At 44.0% G+C, this 21,204-nt stretch carries 21 protein-coding genes; 8 read left to right on the forward strand and 13 right to left on the reverse strand.

The window, feature by feature from the left end:
- Nucleotides 1–115: 115 nt before the first annotated feature.
- Together GQR42_RS18700 and hppD are read left to right on the forward strand one after the other, a co-directional pair.
- Nucleotides 116–820: an SDR family oxidoreductase gene (locus GQR42_RS18700; RefSeq protein ID WP_158201112.1), complete on the forward strand. Its 705-nt coding sequence runs from the start codon at nt 116–118 to the stop codon at nt 818–820.
- 176 nt (nt 821–996) lie between these two features.
- Nucleotides 997–2,082: a 4-hydroxyphenylpyruvate dioxygenase gene (gene hppD, locus GQR42_RS18705; RefSeq protein ID WP_158201113.1), complete on the forward strand. Its 1,086-nt coding sequence runs from the start codon at nt 997–999 to the stop codon at nt 2,080–2,082.
- Between the two features lie 31 nt (nt 2,083–2,113).
- Here hppD and GQR42_RS18710 read toward each other — a convergent pair whose 3' ends face one another.
- A complete protein-coding gene (locus tag GQR42_RS18710) occupies nt 2,114–2,650 on the reverse strand; it encodes a retropepsin-like aspartic protease family protein (RefSeq protein ID WP_158201114.1) in 537 nt (178 codons plus the stop codon).
- 196 nt (nt 2,651–2,846) lie between these two features.
- On the reverse strand, nt 2,847–7,007 hold the full coding sequence (locus GQR42_RS28970) for a CHAT domain-containing protein (protein ID WP_233271068.1): 4,161 nt from the start codon (nt 7,005–7,007) through the stop codon (nt 2,847–2,849).
- A gap of 573 nt (nt 7,008–7,580) precedes the next feature.
- On the opposite strand from GQR42_RS28970, the gene GQR42_RS18730 reads away from it, so the two are divergent.
- The 3 genes from GQR42_RS18730 (at nt 7,581) to GQR42_RS18740 (ending at nt 8,617) form a co-directional block, all read left to right on the forward strand.
- Nucleotides 7,581–7,811 (forward strand): addiction module protein, encoded by a 231-nt coding sequence (locus GQR42_RS18730; RefSeq protein WP_002753232.1) that lies wholly within the window; start codon nt 7,581–7,583, stop codon nt 7,809–7,811.
- Nucleotides 7,808–8,098 (forward strand): type II toxin-antitoxin system RelE/ParE family toxin, encoded by a 291-nt coding sequence (locus GQR42_RS18735; protein ID WP_036400794.1) that lies wholly within the window; start codon nt 7,808–7,810, stop codon nt 8,096–8,098. The genes GQR42_RS18730 and GQR42_RS18735 overlap by 4 nt, the downstream gene beginning before the upstream one ends.
- Before the next feature lie 246 nt (nt 8,099–8,344).
- Complete coding sequence (locus tag GQR42_RS18740; protein WP_158201115.1) at nt 8,345–8,617, forward strand: hypothetical protein; 273 nt, start codon at nt 8,345–8,347, stop codon at nt 8,615–8,617.
- Between the two features lie 334 nt (nt 8,618–8,951).
- On the opposite strand, the gene GQR42_RS18745 is transcribed toward GQR42_RS18740, so the two are convergent.
- Nucleotides 8,952–9,893, reverse strand: coding sequence for a DUF1822 family protein (locus GQR42_RS18745; protein WP_233271069.1), 942 nt, complete (start codon nt 9,891–9,893; stop codon nt 8,952–8,954).
- A gap of 64 nt (nt 9,894–9,957) precedes the next feature.
- Nucleotides 9,958–10,998: a hypothetical protein gene (locus tag GQR42_RS18750; protein WP_158201116.1), complete on the reverse strand. Its 1,041-nt coding sequence runs from the start codon at nt 10,996–10,998 to the stop codon at nt 9,958–9,960.
- A gap of 113 nt (nt 10,999–11,111) precedes the next feature.
- Between GQR42_RS18750 and GQR42_RS18755 the strand changes: the two genes are divergently transcribed.
- Nucleotides 11,112–11,867, forward strand: coding sequence for a TauD/TfdA family dioxygenase (locus GQR42_RS18755; protein ID WP_233271070.1), 756 nt, complete (start codon nt 11,112–11,114; stop codon nt 11,865–11,867).
- 102 nt (nt 11,868–11,969) lie between these two features.
- On the opposite strand, the gene GQR42_RS18760 is transcribed toward GQR42_RS18755, so the two are convergent.
- Nucleotides 11,970–12,311, reverse strand: coding sequence for a histidine triad nucleotide-binding protein (locus tag GQR42_RS18760; RefSeq protein WP_158201117.1), 342 nt, complete (start codon nt 12,309–12,311; stop codon nt 11,970–11,972).
- A gap of 180 nt (nt 12,312–12,491) precedes the next feature.
- On the opposite strand from GQR42_RS18760, the gene GQR42_RS18765 reads away from it, so the two are divergent.
- Entirely contained in the window at nt 12,492–14,018 is a 1,527-nt protein-coding gene (locus GQR42_RS18765) for a YifB family Mg chelatase-like AAA ATPase (RefSeq protein ID WP_158201118.1), read from the forward strand.
- Nucleotides 14,019–14,195: 177 nt separating this feature from the next.
- On the opposite strand, the gene GQR42_RS18770 is transcribed toward GQR42_RS18765, so the two are convergent.
- Nucleotides 14,196–15,497 (reverse strand): hypothetical protein, encoded by a 1,302-nt coding sequence (locus GQR42_RS18770; RefSeq protein ID WP_158201119.1) that lies wholly within the window; start codon nt 15,495–15,497, stop codon nt 14,196–14,198.
- A gap of 198 nt (nt 15,498–15,695) precedes the next feature.
- Here GQR42_RS18770 and GQR42_RS18775 point away from each other — a divergent pair, with 198 nt between their 5' ends.
- Complete coding sequence (locus tag GQR42_RS18775; protein ID WP_002751268.1) at nt 15,696–16,124, forward strand: hypothetical protein; 429 nt, start codon at nt 15,696–15,698, stop codon at nt 16,122–16,124.
- Between the two features lie 74 nt (nt 16,125–16,198).
- Here the strand turns inward: GQR42_RS18775 and GQR42_RS18780 are convergent, their stop codons facing one another.
- The 7 genes from GQR42_RS18780 to GQR42_RS18810 form a co-directional block, all read right to left on the reverse strand.
- The gene (locus GQR42_RS18780; RefSeq protein WP_158201120.1) at nt 16,199–16,765 is read right to left on the reverse strand and encodes a hypothetical protein; all 567 of its coding nucleotides are present in this window, start codon (nt 16,763–16,765) and stop codon (nt 16,199–16,201) included.
- Entirely contained in the window at nt 16,765–18,153 is a 1,389-nt protein-coding gene (locus GQR42_RS18785; protein WP_158201121.1) for an AAA family ATPase, read from the reverse strand. Before GQR42_RS18785 ends, GQR42_RS18780 begins: the two co-directional genes overlap by 1 nt.
- A gap of 104 nt (nt 18,154–18,257) precedes the next feature.
- Nucleotides 18,258–18,842 carry a pseudouridine synthase gene (locus GQR42_RS18790; protein WP_158201122.1) on the reverse strand — a complete coding sequence of 195 codons (585 nt, stop codon included), beginning with the start codon at nt 18,840–18,842 and terminating at the stop codon, nt 18,258–18,260.
- Nucleotides 18,843–19,048: 206 nt separating this feature from the next.
- The gene (locus GQR42_RS18795; protein ID WP_158201123.1) at nt 19,049–19,837 is read right to left on the reverse strand and encodes an ABC transporter permease; all 789 of its coding nucleotides are present in this window, start codon (nt 19,835–19,837) and stop codon (nt 19,049–19,051) included.
- A 30-nt stretch (nt 19,838–19,867) separates the two neighbouring features.
- Nucleotides 19,868–20,011 carry a hypothetical protein gene (locus GQR42_RS30085; protein WP_371730885.1) on the reverse strand — a complete coding sequence of 48 codons (144 nt, stop codon included), beginning with the start codon at nt 20,009–20,011 and terminating at the stop codon, nt 19,868–19,870.
- A gap of 44 nt (nt 20,012–20,055) precedes the next feature.
- Nucleotides 20,056–20,478, reverse strand: a complete 423-nt coding sequence (locus tag GQR42_RS18805) for a polyhedral envelope protein (RefSeq protein ID WP_158201124.1) — start codon at nt 20,476–20,478, stop codon at nt 20,056–20,058.
- Between the two features lie 81 nt (nt 20,479–20,559).
- Entirely contained in the window at nt 20,560–21,201 is a 642-nt protein-coding gene (locus tag GQR42_RS18810) for a cofactor assembly of complex C subunit B (RefSeq protein ID WP_158201125.1), read from the reverse strand.
- Between the last annotated feature and the right edge of the window lie 3 nt (nt 21,202–21,204).

The following is a 21,204-nucleotide window of genomic DNA, read 5'->3' on the forward strand; positions in this document are numbered from 1 at the left end:
TGTCACGGTTTATCCTATCAGAAGTTGGCTAAAGCTTAATCAAAGGGGCGTGACTGTCGATGCTTTTCTGGGGCGAAAGGCCTACAATAAGATTTGTAAAGAATTATCAATAATTATGAGCGAAAAAGTTGTCCTGATTGTCGGCGCTACGGGGGGTATCGGTGCCACTTTAGCCCGTAAACTAGCTGTTAATGGTCATAAACTCGTATTAGTGGCCAGAAATGCCGATAATTTATCTAATTTAGCTAGTGAGTTGGGTTGTCCCTCTTTAATTGTGCCGACGGATATCACCAATCCGACTCAGGTGGAAACTTTGATGGCAAAAATTGTCTCCCATTACGGCCAGTTGGATGTGTTAGTTAATGCGGCCGGAGCCGGGGTGATGAAACAATACAATAAAATCACGCCGGAAGATTTAGATAAAATGCTCGACCTCAATCTGAAGGGGAGTTTTTATACCTGTCAGGCTGCGGCTAATGTGATGAAGGAAAATAAGTACGGTCATATCTGTAATGTGGTGGGAATTTTAGGTAAGCATTCTATGGCTATGGCTGCCGCTTATTGTGCTTCTAAATACGGGGTGGTCGGTTTTAGTAAATGTTTGGCCGATGAGTTAAAACGCTATGGTATTAAAATGACTTTATTCTATTTTGGTGGTGTGGATACTCCTTTTTGGGATCAGGTGAGCTTAAAAGTTGATCGCAATAAAATGTTAACCGCTCAAACCGCAGCCGATGCTATCTATTTTGCCATGAATGCTGAACCCCAAGCCGTCCCCATGGAAATTAATATTCAACCCGATAGTCATCTCTTTTTTTAGTCGTCAGCTTTTTCAGTTATCAGTTATCAGTAATCAGTAATCAGATTTGAGTTGTCAGTGAATAGTATTAAGTGGCAAGTTCGGAGTTTAATTTTTACTGCTCACTGTTTACTGCTCACTGTTTACTGCTCACTGTTTACTGCTCACTGAAAAACACCACTTTTTTGACTTTATCTATGTTTATTGATCATATTCATTTTTATGTAGAATCGGCCAAAAAATGGCGAGATTGGTTTGTGCGGGTGATGGATTTTCAGACAATCGCAAGTTTAGTTAATCTCCACACGCACACGGAAATAGTCGGCAATGGCATCCAAAAAGATAAAACTAAACAGATTATTTTTATCTTATCTTCTCCCTTAAATTGCCTTAGTCCCGTGGCGGAATTTTTAAGTAAATATCCAGAAGGGGTGGCGGATGTAGCTTTTCAAGTCGAGGATTTAGATAGTTTAGCTAGGAGAATTAAACAGGCTATTTTTATTGAGGAAACTGTTTTGGCTAGGGGTAAGATAAAAAGCTGTCACATCTCTAGCATTGCGAATCTCAAACATACGTTAATTGAAAGACAGGGAATCACGCCAATTTTAGCCGATCCTAATCTGATCGAGTATAATACTAGGGAACAATATAATCAAGATATTCTGGCAATTGATCATTTAGTTTTAAATGTTTTTCAGGGGAATTTAGAGTTAACAGCCAATTGGTATGAGGAAAATTTAGGCTTTAAAAAAAGGCAAACTTTTACTATTAAAACGGAGCGTTCTGGTCTTTATTCTCAGGTACTTATTCACCCAGAAACTGAATTAAAATTACCGATTAATGAGCCAGATAGTAACAGTTCTCAAATTCAAGAGTTTTTAGATATTAATCAAAAACCTGGCATTCAACACATTGCTTTAAAAACAGCAAATATTTTAAAATTAACTCAACAATTAAAAGAAAGAAAAGTAGATTTTTTGTCAGTTCCCAACAGTTATTATCAACAAATTAACTATCAAAAAAAAGATTTTAATATTGCTGATTGGGAATGGTCAGAAATTAAAAAACAGGAAATTCTCATCGATTTTGAACAAAATAGTCATTCCCACCCAGAAAAGCCGACTTTACTGCAAATTTTCACTAAACCAATTTTTTCCCAGCCGACTTTCTTTTTTGAATTAATCGAGCGACGTCATGCCGCTAGAGGTTTTGGAGAAGGCAACTTTCAGGCCCTATTTGAAGCGATCGAACGGGAACAAATACAGCGAGGAAATTTCGATTAGAGTCAGAAAAGCGACAATTTTTCCCGTCAGACTATGGACGATAACGTAATTCAATCACATCTTTTTTGAGCGTGACATCATAGGAACCAAAAAAGGTTTGTCCCAAGAGTCCTAATCCTTTCATTTGGGGAGAAATACCAACAATCTGATTAGATAAAGCCAATTCTCCAACCTTAACAGAATTAATGCGACCAAGATAAACCGTAACGACACCGCCGGCGGTATGAGCGAGTACTTGCCTTTCCGGTTTGACTTTTATCGCTTGTGCCATGGCATCGGTGAGGACGATAGCACTAGCTCCCGTATCAAAAAGCATTTCATAATAGTGACGGTTATTAAAAACTACCATCACCGTGGGAATACCGTTAACCCGGCGTTGAATGGGTAGCTGATAAACTTGCGGGGAATTTTTCCTATTTCTAGACGAACCGCCACAGAGACGGCTAAGATCTATGTGTTGTCCATCTGCTCTTTGGAGAAAACATTCCGATTGAGCGAGAGTCGTAGGGGTGAAGAGAAATAACAGCAGGGCGCTGGCCAATGCGATCGCAGAAATAGACTTATTCATGGGTTTGTTTTCGTCCCGGGTGAATCCCATAGCTTCACCATATCAAATGTTTGGAAGTAAGTAGGGAGGCACAATTATTTGTAGGATGGGTTAGCGGTAGCGTAACCCGTAACCCATGCGGGGGTGGGGTTGAAGTATGAAACTCCACCTACGTTTATCTTATATTTAATTCCACCCACCTACTTACAGGTTTAATTTAAGGAAGTCCTAGACAATAAAACGCCCCCCAGTAACGATAGTCCTGAAAAGGCACTGCATCGGGAGCAAAATTGTCAAGCCACTTGATCAATTCGCCGATTTTTTGATAATTAGCCCCAGCAGCATCGGTGTTGGGGTCTTGGGCGCGGCGCAGTTGTTGCCAAGTCTGGAAAGCCTGCTGATAATCGGCATCTAAACGGTCCCGCCAGTCTTTTTGGCAAGTCTCCCGCAACGCTTGGCGAGCTTGGTGTAGAGCCGTTAAGCGTTCCTCTCCGGCCCGCCGTGCGCGATGGTACTCCCGCGAAAACAGCGTTGTAGCCCGGTCAGACACCGCCCAATGACTACTGATCACACTTCGAGCGCCCCCCAGCAGAAAGCCTGTACCTAAGCTGAGGGGTTCGTCCAGTAATTCCCGTCGCAGGTTTCCCTCTTGATCTCGGAAACCGGCAAAACTGAGACCAGTTTCACAACAGGAGAGAAACACTTCCGACAATTCCGGAAAGCGCCACGAGGGACTAATTAAATCCCGCAAGGTGACTTTTTGCTCCCCGTCTAGGACGAGGTGGGAGTTGAGAGGATCATCGGGGCGACTGGTGGCGTGGTGGCTAGAGAGTAGGGCTTGCACTTGTTTCAGCAGTTGCAGATAAGAGTCGGGGGTGACTGTGCGCCCCTGTAGCCGCCGTTGGCGAGGCACATTCCAGGTTTGGGCGACCCACTCACACTCTAGGGGAGTATAGGGCAAATCCTCTGTGGTGTTTTCCACAATCCCCAGGGTGTCGGGAGTCGGTTGCGATCGCTCTTGGCATAGTCCCAGAATTTTGGTACTAGGGACAAACTGAAGGCGAAAGCGATCGCCTAGTAGTTGACCTTCGGCGGTGGGTAGAAGGTCGAAGGGAATTTGGTGCAGAAAGAGGTGGGGAATCAGGATTAAGTCAGTGATGCCCTGGAGGTGCTGTTGGATGAGGGTATCGAATTGCAGGCGGGTTGCCAATTCTTGCAGACGAGCGGCCATAGCTTGGTGCCACTCATCCCGAAGCTGCTGGCGGGATTGGGCGGTCTCTGCTTGATTAATCGCAATGTAGGGGTTAACCCAGTTTTCGACCAGCCAGTTTTGCAGGTCGTTGGCGGACTCCGGGGGATTGGGAATAGTGTGGCAGTTGACCGATTCCCCGCCATCCCGGGAGGGGCGACGCAGGACAAAGATGTGGGTATGGGTGGCGGTGGTGTAGAAGCTGAGGAGGGCAGTCTGGGGAGAGGGGAGCAGCGCCATTAACTCATCAAGGCGAGGTTGGGGTTGGGGTTGCTGAAGTTGGGCGGTGATGGCATCAAAGCGGTAGAGAGCGTCCCAGGCTTGACGTTCAGCGGCTTCGGCGGCGAGGAGTTGTTCAGAGGCAAAGCTGGCGCGGGTGTTGCGGCTTAGTGCAGGGGTCAAGGATGGTTTATCGGACAGTTCAGGACGGTCTTGAGCGAGTTGGGATTTGCTGCGGCGGCTGTCCTGAAGTTGCTGATACCAGGCTTGTATTTCTGGGGGGATGCGCCCATCGGCGTAGAGGTCGCTGATGGCGATTAGGTCGGCAAGGCGTTTGGAGCGGGAACGTTCGACGGTTCGCAGCGCCAGGGAGAGGTCGCCCTGGTTAACGGCCGCTTGGATTAGGTTTTCATAAACGTCGATAGACTCGCGGACAATTTCTTGGCGCAGGGCTTCGCTGGTAGCCCAGGCGCGGCTTTGTTCAACGGCTTCCACGGCAACCCTGTAGCCTTCTAAGGCAATGTCCCACCAGCCCTGCTTAAAGCCCAATTTGCCGAGGTTCCGTCCAGTTCTGAGGGTGTCAGCCGGTAAGAGAGTGGGGTTGAGAAAGGAAAGTGCCTCTCGACAAAAGGCGATCGCCCGTTCTAGGTTGGCTACCGGCTCTTGACCCAATTCGGCTTGGGTACTGTAGGCTATGCCCAGATTATTCAGGGTTGCGGCTAAATCCCTTTCTAATCCGGGTTGGCGGTAAGTTGTGGCGGCTTCGGTGTAGTTGGCGATCGCCCGTTCTAGGTTGGCTACCGGCTCTTGACCCAATTCGGCTTGGGTGCTGTAGGCTACGCCCAGATTAGTCAGGGTTCCGGCTAAATCCCTTTCTAATCCCGGTTGGCGGCGGATGGTGGCGGCTTCGGTGTGGTTGGCGATCGCCCGTTCTAGGTTGGCTACCGGCTCTTGACCCAGTTCGGCTTGGGTGACGTAGGCTACGCCCAGATTAGTCAGGGTTTGGGCTAAATCCCTTTCTAATCCGGGTTGGCGGCGGATGGTGGCGGCTTCGCTGTAGTTGGCGATCGCCCGTTCTAGGTTGGCTACCGGCTCTTGACCCAGTTCGGCTTGGGTGACGTAGGCTACGCCCAGATTAGTCAGGGTTTGGGCTAAATCCCTTTCTAATCCGGGTTGGCGGTAAGTTGTGGCGGCTTCGGTGTAGTTGGCGATCGCCCGTTCTAGGTTGGCTACCGGCTCTTGACCCAATTGGGCTTGGGTCCCGTAGGCTGCGCCCAGATTATTCAGGGTTGCGGCTAATTCCCTTTCTAATCCCGGTTGGCGGAAGATGGTGGCGGCTTCGGTGTAGTTGGCGATCGCCCGTTCTAGGTTGGCTACCGGCTCTTGACCCAATTCGGCTTGGGTGCTGTAGGCTATGCCCAGATTAGTCAGGGTTTGGGCTAAATCCCTTTCTAATCCGGGTTGGCGGAAGATGGTGGCGGCTTCGGTGTAGTTGGCGATCGCCCGTTCTAGGTTGGCTACCGGCTCTTGACCCAATTCGGCTTGGGTGCTGTAGGCTATGCCCAGATTAGTCAGGGTTTGGGCTAAATCCCTTTCTAATCCGGGTTGGCGGCGGATGGTGGCGGCTTCGGTGTAGTTGGCGATCGCCCGTTCTAGGTTGGCTACCGGCTCTTGACCCAATTCGGCTTGGGTGCTGTAGGCTATGCCCAGATTAGTCAGGGTTTGGGCTAAATCCCTTTCTAATCCCGGTTGGCGGAAGATGGTGGCGGCTTCGGTGTAGTTGGCGATCGCCCGTTCTAGGTTGGCTACTGGCTCTTGACCCAATTGGGCTTGGGTCCTGTAGGCTATGCCCAGATTAGTCAGGGTTTGGGCTAAATCCCTTTCTAATCCGGGTTGGCGGCGGATGGTGGCGGCTTCGGTGTAGTTGGCGATCGCCCGTTCTAGGTTGGCTACCGGCTCTTGACCCAATTCGGCTTGGGTCTGGTAGGCTATGCCCAGATTAGTCAGGGTTTGGGCTAAATCCCTTTCTAATCCGGGTTGGCGGCGGATGGTGGCGGCTTCGGTGTAGTTGGCGATCGCCCGTTCTAGGTTGGCTACCGGCTCTTGACCCAATTCGGCTTGGGTCTGGTAGGCTGCGCCCAGATTATTGAGGGTTAGGGCTAAATCCCTTTCTAATCCGGGTTGGCGGAAGATGGTGGCGGCTTCGGTGTAGTTGGCGATCGCCCGTTCTAGGTTGGCTACCGGCTCTTGACCCAATTGGGCTTGGGTGCTGTAGGCATTGCCCAGATTAGTCAGGGTTTGGGCTAAATCCCTTTCTAATCCGGGTTGGCGGCGGATGGTGGCGGCGCGAAATTCGTATCCATAGATGGCGATGTCCAGGTTAATGCGTGGATTACCTCTAGGAAACTCATAAAAAGCATAAGCAAGAGAATAGAATAATCCTCCTAGTTGGTTGGTTTCCTCTGGACTGGCTTGTTCCTTGGTTTGATTTCCCCAAGCACGGAGGAGGTTAACTAAGTTTTCATCTAAGAGATGGAGGTTATTGTCGAGCAGGGGATAAATTACTTGGCGGTTTCCGTTACTTTCCTCGACGGTTTGCAGTAGGGTTTGTAAAAAACTTTGGGTTCGATCCCCCCTGCCCCCCTTGATAAGGGGGGTGATGTAGGGGTTTTGATTATCCCTTGGCGCGTCTAAAATTTGCTCTAACTGTTGCGCCATATTCCTCAACCATCTCCCGTTATTGCTGTCTCCTTGCTGTTCTAAGAAGTCTGCATACTGCTTCATCACAGCGACTAAGCCTGCATCAAGTAATTCCGCATTAGCTTGTAATAGCGCTGGTTCTTGACCATTTTCGCACTGGAGTAGTGCCTGGATTAGTGCTAAGTAAGCTTCTATTCTTGCTTCGTTCATGATTGTTTTTAGTAGGGTGCGCTCTTCGATAGCGTAACGCACCCAGATAGCGTAACGCACCAAGTAGTAGTTAAATTAATGATAGATGTGGTGCGTTACGACGGATTGTTAGATGATTGAGTAGGGGCGAAGCATTCGGACAATAACCTATTACTGAAACCCTAGATTTCCTATCCGAATGCTTCGCCCGTACCCTGAATTTTTCTCTAGCAAACTCAATTCTAGTCTAATTATAGTAGGGTGCGCTCTTCGATAGCGTAACGCACCAAGTAGTAGTTAAATTAATGATAGATGTGGTGCGTTACGACGGATTGTTAGATGATTGAGTAGGGGCGAAGCATTCGGACAATAACCTATTACTGAAACCCTAGATTTCCTATCCGAATGCTTCGCCCGTACCCTGAATTTTTCTCTAGCAAACTCAATTCTAGTCTAATTATAGTAGGGTGCGCTCTTCGATAGCTTAACGCACTGCCCATAGCAGATTAATTAAAGATTTATCAAAAAAGAACTAACTTAGTCGATTTTGCTATAGAATGATAATACTTAGAGTTTATTATTCTGCGACGGGCTATGGGATCAATTGAGCAACTGACAGAAGAGATATTGTCCTTACCTAGTGTATCAAGGGCGCTGCTTGCAGACAAGTTGGTAGAAAGCTTAGAATTCGATACCGATTCAACAATTCAGGCAGTTTGGGTAACTGAAGCAAAAAGACGAAGAGGCGAGGTTCGGGATGGCTCTGTGCAGCCAATTTCGGGGGAAGAAGCTCTGGCTCAAGTTAGACGACTGATTGAGCCATGAGGTATGTATTTCACCCTGAAGCTCTCACTGAATATGCTGAAGCGGTTCAATACTATACAGGGCAACGGGTTGAGGTTGCACAGGCATTTATCAATGCTATCGAGGATACGGTTTATCGAATTAGAGCATCTCCTACTCATTATGTTGTTATTGATGATGCTGTCCGACGATGCATGGCACGCAGATTTCCCTATGCAATTCTCTATACAATCGAGCAAGACTACATTCTCATTTTGGCGGTTATGCATTGCAGCCGAGAACCTGGATACTGGAAAAGTCGTAGATAGTCGAAGTTCCCAGTAGCCTAACGGTGATTGATTTAATAACCCTGGATTGTCCGTAGGATGGTAATATCTAGAGTTTTTAGTAGGGTGCGCCCTTCGATAGCGTAACGCACCAAGTAGTAGTTAAATTAATGATAGATGTGGTGCGTTACGACGGATTGTTAGATTTAAGTTTAAGCAGAGATTGTCGTCTAACGCACCCTACATTCTACTATAATCAAAGATGTTGATTTATCCTATGAGGTAACAATGTTATCCATTAATCTAGATCGAGAAACCGAGAACTATCTAGCGGACATCATTTCTGAAGAGAATATTAGCTCAGAAGAACTTCTAAAAAAACTCATTTACGAACATTGGCAAAGCTTAAAACCGCGTAAAACTTTATTACAACGCCGGGGAGGTCATCCTCAGCATCTTTTAGAAAATGCTCCACCTGATTTGTCATTGCGAGAAAACCGCAAAAAAGTAGTGGCAGAATATATACAAAACCATCATCAATTGGGATATAATTACAGATAATAATAGTAGTAGTAGTAGGGTGCGTTAGCGATAGCGTAACGCACCAAATAAATTAATGATAGACAAGAACTCTTGCAAATTAATTATATGTTATAATGAAGTTAAATTAATGATAGATGTGGTGCGTTACGACGGATTGTTAGATTTAAGTTTGAGCAGAGATTATCGCCGTCTAACGCACCCTACATTTTACTTGTTAGTAAAGAAATCTGACGCAAGTTTTGCATCTGTTAACCTCTTTTTTAATGACAACTACTTCAATGCCTAAAGGTTAAGCAATATAGCCATCTAGGTATTTTTCGACAATTATTTTAATGCTTTTCATGATTATTTTTTAAATAAATTTTCCCAATTCATCAAGCAAATCCATCGCCACATCCAGCCAGTCCACCGCACCCTCTGAAGACGGCTCAGGCGTTGCTTCCCTTACCTCTTGGAGATTCGAGGCTGAGGGTTTAAAATTCTCATGATTCTCGCTGGCCTTCTCTTCTAAAAACTCCTTTAATAGCGTCGGACGCTCATAGTCCTGCCGATAGTCCCAGACCCAGTTTAACACCGTGATTACCTCCGCTCGCTGTTCCGCCGACCAGCCTTGTTTATCGATATACTGCGCCATGATTTGCTGACAGTTTTCCCACCGACGGTAAGCTTCCCACAGCGCCGACATAGGTTTCCTCATCGCCAAAGACACCGCGCCGCCTTCTGGGAAATCTTGGCGCAGGTCAGAACTCAACAGAACCCCAGTTAACCAAGCTCCTCCTTCCCCTAACTCGACTAAAACATAGGCTAGGGTTGCCGGATTTAGGTCAATCTTGACCTTAACTTGGCTTAAATCCAACGGTTCTGCACCAGAGTCTTGGGGAACTAATAAAGCTTCCAGTTTACCAAGTTTAGGTAGTACCACATCTGCTGTTGGATTAAGCAGTTGTAGCACCGCTTGAGTATGGTTAGCCGCTGCATGATCCATCTCTATACCATGATCATCCAGATAATGGGTCAACACCGCCGCCGCTAAAGTGTTTTGACGAATCAGTTCCCCAAAAGTTGGGTTAGGGTGAGCCAGGGCCAGTTTATTGGCCCGGTCTTGATCTGCTGCACTCCAGGGAACCCAAACAGAAGAGGATGCTTGTCCGGTGCTGTCCTCCTCCTCCGTTGTGTCGGCGATCGCTAACCACTCCTGAAACTCAGGATCGTTTTCCAATTCGTCATCATCAATCCAGTCCTCTGAAGAATAGAGAGGTTCATTGACATCTGAGGTTGAAGTAGAGATAGACATAATTTTCTAGGGGGGAACAGGGGACATTAGAAAACGGGTTTCTCGAAGAAACCCGTTTTCTGGGTTAACTTCGGTCTCGCGAGAGAAGATCTTCTGCGGAAAAATGTTCTCGGAGCCAAGGACAACACTTGTCATTATAGAATCGGCGAATTGTGGTGTCGTCGCACCCCCACTGTTGTGCCATTTCCTCCCAGGTGAGGGATTCTGGGGGTAAGAGACTTAAGATCACCTTTTGGGCGTTAATGTGCCTTAATTTTATGCTTCGGGGCTGAATCTGTTGGAGTTCTTCTGCACAGGGACCCTCCACTGCTTCTCTGATCTGCTCCCACCAAGCTTGAGACGGCTTAGACTGAATGTTATCTAAAGGATCAATGGTTTGATCTGCATCATTGGGGTTAACTCGGGGATTCGCCCTCAAGCGTTGCTCTTGGGCTTTTCTTTGGGCTACTGTCCTCACCTCGTGATAGATTCTTTTTCTCAGCCACCCTTTAACGGTACACTCTTCACTCTGTTGTCGGTAATGGGGATTAAAGACAGAATCCTTACCCCTGGGGGTTGGTTGGCCTTTTAAGCTCAGGCCAAGATAGCGCCACACCCGGAATTGCGCTTGATTAATGTCCTCTTGCTCAAGTTCAAGTTCCTGTTCATATTGGTTGCTAATCTTCTCTTTAATCCAGGGAGCGGAGATCCAGTTTTTGATTTTAGGAGCTAACTTTATGCCAATGTCATCCTTAAGGATATGCCAGAGGCGATCGAGTTGCTGCCAAGTTGGGTTATCCTTTGCTCGATAGTAAGGAGATTCGGGTATGACGCACTCATTGCCACTGGGATGACGGTTATCGAGAACGAGCCGCAGAAGAGCGCATAAAGGTAGGAGACTCTCTAGCGGTAGGCTGGTTAGCACCCTTGGGGAGTCGAGAAACTGAATGATGTTATCCATACATTCATAAAAGCGCTTTTCCGTTTGTAACCACTGCTCACTCCCTGAGGGGAGAAAGTTGGGGTCATTCTCTTCAAGGGGTTGGTTGGTCGTCGGCTCAACATTACGGAGTCGTAGCCGCCAGTAGGTTGCCACCTTGACTAGGGGAATAAGCTCGTCGTTCACGGCATTGTCTTTTCCTTAAAATTATTTTTCCCACAACTGCAAAAAGAAGTCTCCTAGCTCTCATTGGTTAAGTAAGCGGACGAAAAGCCGCAAGAACACAAAGGAGTTGACTCATGGCAGCATTAATTCTAGCACCGTCGAAGCCAGATTTTTCCTCGGCGATCGGAACTGAGCAAAAATCATTTACTCTACAGGAAAACCTGAAAAAAAACGGTTTTTTTGTCTTCGATAACCCTTGCGGCGATCGCTGGTTGCAAGGTTTACAGGATGTTACCCAAGCAACCCCCGTGATCCAAACTAACGGAGAGATTATCTATCCTATCAAAGCAAATCCTGACGCTATGGGCAAAAGTGACGCACAATCCCTGGGAATTGGGCTTTTACCTCACACAGAATGGGCTTACAAAGCTATCCCGCCTAAATACCTCTGTTTGCGCTGTAAAACTCCAGATCGTTGGGGTGGGGGTGCAACGACTTTGGTTAAGTTTGATGACTTATTGCGTCATTTTACCCTTGAGGAACAACATTTTATGGCGACTCAACCTCAATATTTTATCTCTAAAGACGGCAAAGAAAGCTGTTTCGCACCCATTTGGCAACGAGATGCCGAAATCATCCGCTTTAGCTATAATGTGCTGGTTTATCGGGAATTTAGCCCCGATCTTAATAAACCGGTCGCTTCCGGTCTAGATCCCCGTTTAATGGCTTTATGTAACAGATTTCTGGAACTGTTTGAAGCCTATCACGTTCCGCTCTATTTAAAAGCAGAACAGATCTTAATCATGGACAATCATGCTTGTCTCCATTCGCGCCAATCCTACATTGATCCCAATCGCTCTCTTGAACGGGTAATGTTCGATGTTCCCTAACGGGAAATCGGGGTTAACTACTAACTAAATCGAGAAGACAGACTCGGAAAAGAAGGCTTCTAGCTCTATAATTCCCCAAAAATGGGGGAAAATAAGGGTGGTTTAACCCGGAGGCCAGGACATTGGGCGATCGCCCAAAAGATGGACATGAAGATGATCGACGGTTTGACCTCCATGTTCCCCATTATTGATCACCACTCGATAACCTTGACTTAATTTGACTTCGGCGGCCACCTTTTTAACAGTTAGTAACAAATGTCCCAATAAATCGCGATCGCTGTCGCTGGCTTCCTCTAGTTTCGGAATCGGTTTTTTGGGGATAATGAGGATATGGGTGGGTGCTTGGGGATTAACATCTCGAAAAGCGAGAACCAGATCATCTTCATAGACGATCGAGGCAGGAATTTCTTTACGGATAATTTTGCTAAAAATAGTCTCGCTCATAGACAAATTGCTTTTTTTTTAACTATACCATTAAGCTCTCAGCTTTTCTGGCTAGGTTATCCCCAGAAATACGGTGATTTTCCAGGTAAATTCCCAGATAAAATCATTTTTATGCGGAAAACTAGCCTAACATCCTGTTTCATTTTCCTAAGAACTCACTTTATTTTTACTTGAGCCAAAATGTTAGCAAGGGTTTGGAGTGCGGCAATTATCGGCATCGATGCCATTAAAATCGGGGTAGAGGTGGATGTATCGGGGGGATTACCCGGAATTGCCGTGGTGGGTTTACCCGATACCGCAGTGCAGGAGTCGAAAGAAAGGGTAAAAGCTTCCCTAAAAAATGCCGGATTTGCCTTTCCCATCCGCAAAATTGTCATCAATTTAAGTCCCGCCGATATCCGCAAAGAGGGGCCAATTTATGATTTACCGATTAGTATCGGCATTTTAGGGGCTTCCGAACAGGTAGAAGCCGGTTTATTGGGGGATTTTCTCTTTTTAGGCGAATTATCCCTCGATGGTAGTTTGCGTCCCGTGGCGGGGGTTTTACCCATTGCTGCCGCTGCCGAAAAAATGGGGATTAAGGGTTTAGTGGTTCCCGCCGATAATGCCAAAGAAGCGGCCGTAGTTAAAGGAGTACAAGTGTATGGGTTTCGTCATCTATCGGAAGTGGTAAATTTCTTAAATGAACCCGATCGCTATTCACCGATGACTTTTAACGCTGCCGAGGAATTTGGGCGATCGCAGATAAATCTCCCCGATCTCAAGGATGTCAAAGGTCAAGCAATTGGCCGTCGGGCCCTGGAAATTGCCGCAGCTGGGGGTCATAACCTAATTTTTGTCGGGCCACCGGGCAGCGGTAAAACCATGTTAGCGCGACGTTTACCCGGTATTCTGCCCCAGCTTACCTTTGCCGAATCCCTAGAAGTCTCCCAGATTCATTCCGTCGCCGGATTACTGAAGGATCGAGGTTCCTTGGTGCGCGAGCGTCCTTTTCGCAGTCCCCATCACTCCGCTTCCGGGGCAGCGCTGGTGGGAGGTGGCACTTATCCCCGACCGGGAGAAATCTCCCTTTCTCACCGTGGTATTTTATTTTTGGACGAATTAACGGAATTTAAGCGCAGTGTCTTGGAATATCTCCGGCAACCCCTAGAGGATGGTTATGTGAGCATTTCTCGCACTCGTCTTTCCGTCGCTTTTCCGGCGCGTTTTACCCTGGTGGCAAGTACCAATCCCTGTCCCTGTGGTTATTACGGCGATTCGGTGCAACCCTGCAGCTGTTCACCGCGACAACGGGAACAGTATTGGGCGAAATTATCGGGACCGCTTTTAGACCGTATTGACCTACAAGTGACGGTAAATCGCCTGAAACCAGAAGAAATGACCCAAGAGAGTCGGGGAGAAGCTTCTGAGCAGGTGCGGCAACGGGTAGAAGGGGCCAGACAAAAGGTCAGCGATCGCTTTCAAAATACGGGGATTCGCTCTAATGCGGAGATGAATTCCGAGCATTTGCGGCGTTTTTGCGCTCTTGATGATAGCAGTCGCCATATTTTAGAAGGGGCAATCCGAAAATTGGGTTTATCGGCCCGAGCAATGGATCGCATTCTCAAAGTTGCCCGCACCATTGCCGATTTAGGAGATAGTGAAATGCTGAAAAGTTCCCACGTTGCCGAAGCAATTCAGTATCGCACTCTCGATCGTTTAAGTTGAGTAGGTAGGTGTTAAAAATTGTCAGAGTAACGCACAGAAAACGGGTTTCTCCGAGAAACCCGTTTTCTACTCATGCAGTATCACTCAACGGATTTAGTATGATTGACGAATTTGCGTTATTTCAGCTTCTATTTTCTAGTCAGAATAACAGAATGACCTCCCACACCACAAAAGCGATTAATCGGGCGATTCTAAGCGTTTTTGCCATTCTCGATCGATTTTATCGGAGCGCTCGATCTCTTGTTCGAGATAGTCTTGATCGGTAGAATAACTAATATCAGCATCTGTAATCACTTTTTGGTCAGCAAATTGACGAGAGTAGGCCAGTTTTTCCTCTAATTCAGGATTACTTTGTGCTAATAAATCCGCTCTTTTTTCTCGCTGTTGATTGCGTTGATTAACCCGCTCATTTCTCCACTGCAAAAAGAAATAACGACCGAGGGGAATCCCCAAAAAAGCAGCGGCATAACTGAGGAGAAAACCGTAAATCCCTGTGACTATCGACCCCAGAGAACCGCTCAAATCGACACTATCACTGTTGAGCAAATATCCTAAAACTAAAGCGAGGATAAAGTTAACCCCCCCTAAACCTAAAGCTAAGATAATTTGACCGCTATCCGCTTCGCTAAACTTCCAGCTTTTTTCCCTTAGATAGGGCGATACTGCTTGTACTTTTCTCTCTTTGGTTGTCACCTGTAGATCGGGAAAATAATAGATAATATCGCCTCGATCGGACACTTGCGGCAAACCATTAAAGCGAGTTAAAACTGGGAGTATATAGTCTTCTGTCTCCTCATAATTAGGGGTAATACTATCGAGATAGGGAGCAATTTGTGGAGCAATAATCGAGCCACGATTATTTTGAATTACTTTACCGATAGTTTGCCAGCGTCTCTCCTCTAAATTAAAATTAGGATCGCCATCGCCAAAAAGAAAAGAAAAAACTGACTCCAGAAAATTCATCTTACTAGGAAGTTTGTCTGCCTTAACTTCCCTATCTCTTCTTTCGTAGTAGTTATTACCAAAATCGGGATAAAAAATCCAGAAAAAGTCCGTGGGAAAGAAGTTAATATTAATTTTGTTATCTCCAGAATTGTTATCCGAGTCACTATCTTTAAACATTAAGCCGATCAGGATCGCCAGAATAGCCAGCAACAGGATTAAAATCGAAATAATTAAAACAATGCCAAAGGAAATGCGAATAACATAAAAAACTACTTGCCAGATTTTACTACCGAAAGCTTTTAACTTTAATTGCCAATATTTATTCAGGAGAATCGAGCGAAAATTTTCGGGAAAAAGATAGATAATCTCCCCCGTATCTGCTACCTGTAAATGTCCCCCCGCTTCCGCAGCTAAAGCTAATAATCCTTGTTGTGCAGCGTTAATCTCTAAACCCGATTTTGCCGCCACATCACCCACCGTAACCCGATAGCCTAATTTTTCGATCGATTGTAATAGAGACTCTTGGGGATTCATAGAAAATACTGTTCCTGTCGATTATCCTATTTTCTAGTTTAGTTTTGATTTTGTCTTTTTGGCAGCGGCTATCTGGATTGACGGGTGCGGCATTTTCGACTTGATCGAGAAAATATCGTTATAATTGGTGCAATAGTCGCAAAAAGCAGGGCTAAACTGTATAAATAGTTACTTTATAAGCAATTATCAGAGGTGAGCATGAATGCGTCGGAACAGGCAAAAGGATTAGAATTAACGGCAAAGATCGCCACACTCGTCAACCTGTTTAAACAACAATTCCCCGATGCAAAGGCAGATCTGAAACCTTGGCGCAATGATCCCCACACAAGGGAGTTAACGGATCCCGACTCGATCGATATCGCTTTCCATTTTCCCGGTTGGAGTCCCAGAATTCAAGGGCGCAGTATTCTGGTACAAATTCGTTTTCATCTCGATAGCGAGGATCAACATCAGCGTTTGATTGGCTTAGAAATGCAGGCTTTTAACCATCAAGGAACCGCTTGGCGACTATCTACGGTGGAAAATTGGCAATTAGTCGGTAATTATCAACCCTCTCCTAAGGTGGCTGATAAGTTAAAATATTTCAGTCGGCAGGTGTTTGAAGTTTTTAAAAATGAGAATCGATAACTATCTTTCGGTACTCTAGGCAAAAGATCGTTATTCGATCGAGATTAAATCAGTCATAATGTCAAGCTATAGGACTAAATTAATTCTTGAAAGTGCTTGGCTTGAGCGGAAATTTTTAACATTTTTTCTGGTTGATCGTGAATCTCACTTTTTTGAGAAAATTTAGGGCTGCTGGTGTTTGTTTTAGAAATACTGATATTTTTAATACTAACAAAGCGATATTGATAGTCCTGAAGAAAATCGGGTTTATTCCAAAATGAGCGTCCAATTTCACGACAATAGGAGACAAAGCATTTGGCTCCTTTTAATTGTTTAATTATCGATGAATTATCATCTCTGCTTTTCTTCATTTCCAAACAAAGGATAACTTTTTCAGAAGTGGTATTAGCGATAATTATAAAATCTGCACGCTTACACTCACCTTGATTACCAGTAAAAATTTTGCGGACATCAAAAAACTCATCTAGCTTGATCGCAATAACTTGATCGGGTTCAGGCATTCCACTAATCACAAACGAATAGTTATCTTGAGTTTCTGTCAGTTTCAGTAAATAAATATCTCGTTTGTACTCTTTTTTATATTCCAACTCTACTATCGCACAATCCTTAATCATTTCTTTGAGCATAGCAATATCAGACATTACTCCTCACCCCAAATAATAGCCGCTTGAATACGATTCATCTTTTCGATAGTAGTATCAAAACTGCGCGCTTCTATACCCATTTCGGGATCAATTTTAGCGGGAGTTAAAGTGTTAAATTTGGTCTTTCTTTTTTTTCCTTTTAACATCTCTAAAGCTTTTTCAGCAATATAGACTTTAACTTGATCGGCCGATAATAATTCCTCTTGTCTATAGCCTTCTTCTACGGCAATTTGTTTCAGGTGTGGTTTATCATGGTTGAGCATAATTAATGTGTTTATTTCTTTGATAATATAATCACTGTGAGTAGTGATAAAAACTTTAATACCAATGTTGATCAGTCGAGCGAAAAGTTTAGCGATACAGCGTTGATTTTCTGGATGGAGATTTAATTCAGGTTCATCTACTATCAACAAATCTCCGATTCGAGCTTCGTGTCTTAAATAAAAGCCAATGTCTAAAAGAGAACGTACAGCACTAGAACTTTCATCCATCGATAGTCTAAGTTTTTTTCCTTTAGGAATGTAATAAAGTTCATCATTGCTAGTAATCATATATTGCCCACCAATAATATCGGCAAAATCTTCTAAAATACTGGGATGATTTTCGGCAATAAAGCTAGTTTTTTTGACAATTGTTTCTATTTGTCTAGTAAAATCTACATTTTCTTTGACCGGGAGCGCATAATCCTGAGAAACATTAAATAACAGTTCCGTAGGATCAAAATTGCTATTTTTGCTAATTTCTTCCAGTAAACGATTACGAGCAAAATTTAACTCTTTGCGAAAAATTGCCGCTCCTGTCCTTTCTGCACTGGCAATAAATGGCCTGGGAAAAAACTGAGAGAAAATTATATCTTTGATACTGTTGTCAATGATCTCTTCAAGAACATTAACTAACAGATTTATATTAGATTTGTCTCTTAGCAATGTAATGGATAAATAGGGGTTATTTTCAGTTTTGCTAATCGAGATAATTTCCAATGTTGCTGTACTAATTTTCCTTTCATACTTCTTTTTAAATTGAATATTATCAAAATTTAATTCTATCTGAAAATCAACATTTTTAAACCTCTCCTCGTTGGCCGCAAAAACTTCAGGTATTTGTCGAACATATCTTTGACAAACTGTAGTAAGAATACTGTCACAATGTTGAACATACTCCTGTAGATCGAGACTAATTACACCATCAGAAAGTAGTTGATCAATTTTTTCTTTGAGTCCAAATTTTGGCAACATTAATAGTCTTCGCCAAGTATATAAAAAACCAAATAAAGAATATGTAGCATAAGTTTTACCTGTATTATTACCACCACAGATAATTGTGAGGTCGCCTAGACTGAATTCTGCTTGTTTTAAAATGCCAAGATTTTTAATTTTAACTTTCATGTTTGTCTTTAGGTTTAATATTCACGATTATAGATAATTGTGGATCATCTGAGCAAGTCCCAAACTATACATTCAATTTTGGTTATCAAGGTTGCTTACAAAAATTATAACCTTTCTAAGGCTTTTCTCTCTTTTTCAGTCACTTCTCGCCATTGACCGGGTTGTAATCCTGTTAAGCATAATTTATTGTTTTTGTCAATAGTAATGGCTGTTCTAATTAATCTTAAAGTGGGATAACCAACGGCAGCAGTCATCCTTCTTACCTGACGATTTCTTCCCTCAGTTAAGGTAATTTCTAACCAAGCGGTGGGAACAGATTTTCGATAACGAATCGGTGGCTCTCTGGGGGGTAAATCCGGTTCAAAATCTAGTAAGTTAACTATTGCCGGTCGAGTGTGATAATCCTGAATAGGAAGACCTTGACGCAATTTTTCTAAAGCGTTTAAGTCTGGAATTCTTTCGACTTGTATCCAATAGGTGCGCGGATGAGCAAATTGACGATGACCTAAACGATGCTGTAATTGACCGTTATCTGTGAGTAATAATAATCCCTCACTGTCCCTATCTAAACGACCGACGGAATAGATATTTGGGATGGGAATATAATCTTTTAAAGTCGAGCGCCCATTTTCATCAGTAAACTGACATAATACATCGTAGGGTTTATAAAAAAGGATATATTTATTCAAGGGAAAAAGGAGTCAGGAGATAGGAGTCAGGAGATAGGAGATAGGAGTCAGGAGATAGGAGTCAGGAGATAGGAGCTTTTTGCTTTTATCGGTAAACAGTAAACAGTAATCCGTGAAAAGAAAGCTTAAAACTTGCCACTTAATACTGTTCACCGAAAACTAAAATCTGACCACTGATTACTGATAACTGATAACTGATAACTGATTTAATCCCGTTGATGGGAGAATTGATAAGCGCCGACAATCGAGAGAAGAATAGCGACGATGAATAAAATGGGGATAGCGAACCAAGGAAATTGATTGATATCGTAGGCTGCGGCTCTTAATCCTAGACTAGCATAGGTAAGGGGCAAGGAATAAACAATAATTTTTAATGCCCAGGGTAAGGTTTGGGGATCAAAAAAAGTTGCTCCTAAAAAAGACATCGGCACGATTAAAAAGTTATTATAGAGACCGACACTTTCGAGGGATTTAACTCGCAATCCGACAATTGCCCCTAAACCGGCAAAGACGGCACAATTTAAGATTAAAACTAATAAAAAGAGGGGATTGAGAAAACTAGCAAATTTTCCTGTAAATAAAATAGCGATGAGAATCACTGATGCAGAAGTCATGACACCGCGCAAAATTCCCGCAAAAACTTTGCCTAAAAATAATGAGAGGGGATGGACGGGAAGTAATAATAATTCCTCGAAGGTTTTATTAAATAAGCGATCGCCACAGATGGAAAAGGTGGTTCCCCCGAAACTGATCGCCATTGAGGACAGGGCCACCATTCCGGGTAAAATAAATTCTAGATAAGAATCGCCGATCGAGGGTTTCATTGAGCGATCGAGAGCGCTTCCCAACCCCAACCCGAAACCGATAATATAGATTAGGGGAGAAACTAGACCGGTGGCGGCGATCTGAAGGACTCTCGCCCGTAAATCTAGCCATTCTCCCCAAAATACGGTTACAGTGTCTGTTAATATCGTCTGAGCTTGAGCTAGTTTCACTGGTATTTTGGTTAATTAGTAAATATACTTTTAATAATAATTAACAATTGTCCCCTTTTTCAAGAGCGAGCTTTTCAAATCATTAACATCTCTTTGGAGAGTGTCGATTTTACTCTCGATCCTTGTCAGTACGGATTCAAGGGAATAGGTAACGGTTTCGCTAGTTTGTGTCATAATTAAAAACCTCTTGCAAATAATTACTTTCTTGACATAAAAAATTAAGGTTTATTGCCAAGAAAAAAGCCGCGCAATCCCAAAGTTACCACGGCACTTAAAAAAGCCACAATCATGGGGATAATCAGGGATTTAAACCCTTTCAAGTGAGCAATATCTTTAACCAAGACTGCATAACTATATTCGACTTTTTCCAGTCGTTTATCCATCGTTTCGACTTTCTGATCAAGAGTTTTAATATCTCCTTTGATTTCTGTGACTTCCACCTTTAAATCATTAACATCTTTTTGGAGATTGTCAAATTTTTGCTCCATATCTCTCTGGAGAGTATCAAATTTTTGATTAACATCTCTCTGGAAGGAATCTATTTTCTGATCTACATCTCTTTGGAGAGTGTCAATTTTACTCTCGATCCTTGTCAGGACGGATTCAAGGGAATAGGTAACGGTTTCACCAGTTTGAGTCATCGGTTAAAATCCTGAGCTACAAGTTGATCGCTAATTGCCTACTCTCATCTTAACCAAATTCTTAAATCTTACTGAAATCGGCTAAAACTGACTGAAAGTGTTGGCTAATTTATCAGCAATTCCCTCGATCCAAATTTCATCTTGTTTAGTATAACTGCGCGCTGCATTTGCCGCCAAAATTAACACACCTTCCTTACCGATGGGTTGACAGATTAAACCTTGGGTGTTTTCTGGCAAATAGTCAAACTCGATTTTAGCGGGATATAAATTTAAATTAACTAAATAAACGGCTTTACCGGTTTCTAAAACTCTTTTGATAATATTACTAACTTTAACTTCAGAATTCTCCTTTAAGATACCGCGACGCAATAAAACTTGTCCCCGATAATAAACGATCAGAGATTTTGTCACGGTATTAGTTAAAAGTAAATGGGAAGCCCAAGCAAGCTCAATTTTAACCGGTTCTGGCAAATCTGGGGCAAATTCCAGGCCTTCGCGCCCGATTAATTCCACAGCATCCGGTAAGCGGGGTTGAACTCTTTGCCAGATTAAACCCACCAAAATTAAAACCCCACTCAAAATCACTCCCATCACATCGGAACGCGCTTGCGATGGGGTTAAATCGGCAGTGGCAAAACGATTAAACATTAATACCGTACCCCCGACGATGCCAGCGAACAGGGGTAACAGTCTTAAAATACGATTGGGATCAGCTGGTGCCATAGC

Source organism: Microcystis aeruginosa FD4 (genome assembly GCF_009792235.1).
GTDB lineage: Bacteria > Cyanobacteriota > Cyanobacteriia > Cyanobacteriales > Microcystaceae > Microcystis > Microcystis viridis.

What these genes read in the sequence shown, in the direction of transcription:
- GQR42_RS18700 (WP_158201112.1), top strand. Translation starts at nt 116, where the DNA reads ATGAGCGAAAAAGTTGTCCTGATTGTCGGCGCTACGGGGGGTATCGGT.
- hppD (WP_158201113.1), top strand. Translation starts at nt 997, where the DNA reads ATGTTTATTGATCATATTCATTTTTATGTAGAATCGGCCAAAAAATGG.
- GQR42_RS18710 (WP_158201114.1), bottom strand. Translation starts at nt 2,650, where the DNA reads ATGAATAAGTCTATTTCTGCGATCGCATTGGCCAGCGCCCTGCTGTTA.
- GQR42_RS28970 (WP_233271068.1), bottom strand. Translation starts at nt 7,007, where the DNA reads ATGAACGAAGCAAGAATAGAAGCTTACTTAGCACTAATCCAGGCACTA.
- GQR42_RS18730 (WP_002753232.1), top strand. Translation starts at nt 7,581, where the DNA reads ATGGGATCAATTGAGCAACTGACAGAAGAGATATTGTCCTTACCTAGT.
- GQR42_RS18735 (WP_036400794.1), top strand. Translation starts at nt 7,808, where the DNA reads ATGAGGTATGTATTTCACCCTGAAGCTCTCACTGAATATGCTGAAGCG.
- GQR42_RS18740 (WP_158201115.1), top strand. Translation starts at nt 8,345, where the DNA reads ATGTTATCCATTAATCTAGATCGAGAAACCGAGAACTATCTAGCGGAC.
- GQR42_RS18745 (WP_233271069.1), bottom strand. Translation starts at nt 9,893, where the DNA reads ATGTCTATCTCTACTTCAACCTCAGATGTCAATGAACCTCTCTATTCT.
- GQR42_RS18755 (WP_233271070.1), top strand. Translation starts at nt 11,112, where the DNA reads ATGGCAGCATTAATTCTAGCACCGTCGAAGCCAGATTTTTCCTCGGCG.
- GQR42_RS18760 (WP_158201117.1), bottom strand. Translation starts at nt 12,311, where the DNA reads ATGAGCGAGACTATTTTTAGCAAAATTATCCGTAAAGAAATTCCTGCC.
- GQR42_RS18765 (WP_158201118.1), top strand. Translation starts at nt 12,492, where the DNA reads ATGTTAGCAAGGGTTTGGAGTGCGGCAATTATCGGCATCGATGCCATT.
- GQR42_RS18770 (WP_158201119.1), bottom strand. Translation starts at nt 15,497, where the DNA reads ATGAATCCCCAAGAGTCTCTATTACAATCGATCGAAAAATTAGGCTAT.
- GQR42_RS18775 (WP_002751268.1), top strand. Translation starts at nt 15,696, where the DNA reads ATGAATGCGTCGGAACAGGCAAAAGGATTAGAATTAACGGCAAAGATC.
- GQR42_RS18780 (WP_158201120.1), bottom strand. Translation starts at nt 16,765, where the DNA reads ATGTCTGATATTGCTATGCTCAAAGAAATGATTAAGGATTGTGCGATA.
- GQR42_RS18785 (WP_158201121.1), bottom strand. Translation starts at nt 18,153, where the DNA reads ATGAAAGTTAAAATTAAAAATCTTGGCATTTTAAAACAAGCAGAATTC.
- GQR42_RS30085 (WP_371730885.1), bottom strand. Translation starts at nt 20,011, where the DNA reads ATGACACAAACTAGCGAAACCGTTACCTATTCCCTTGAATCCGTACTG.
- GQR42_RS18805 (WP_158201124.1), bottom strand. Translation starts at nt 20,478, where the DNA reads ATGACTCAAACTGGTGAAACCGTTACCTATTCCCTTGAATCCGTCCTG.
- GQR42_RS18810 (WP_158201125.1), bottom strand. Translation starts at nt 21,201, where the DNA reads ATGGCACCAGCTGATCCCAATCGTATTTTAAGACTGTTACCCCTGTTC.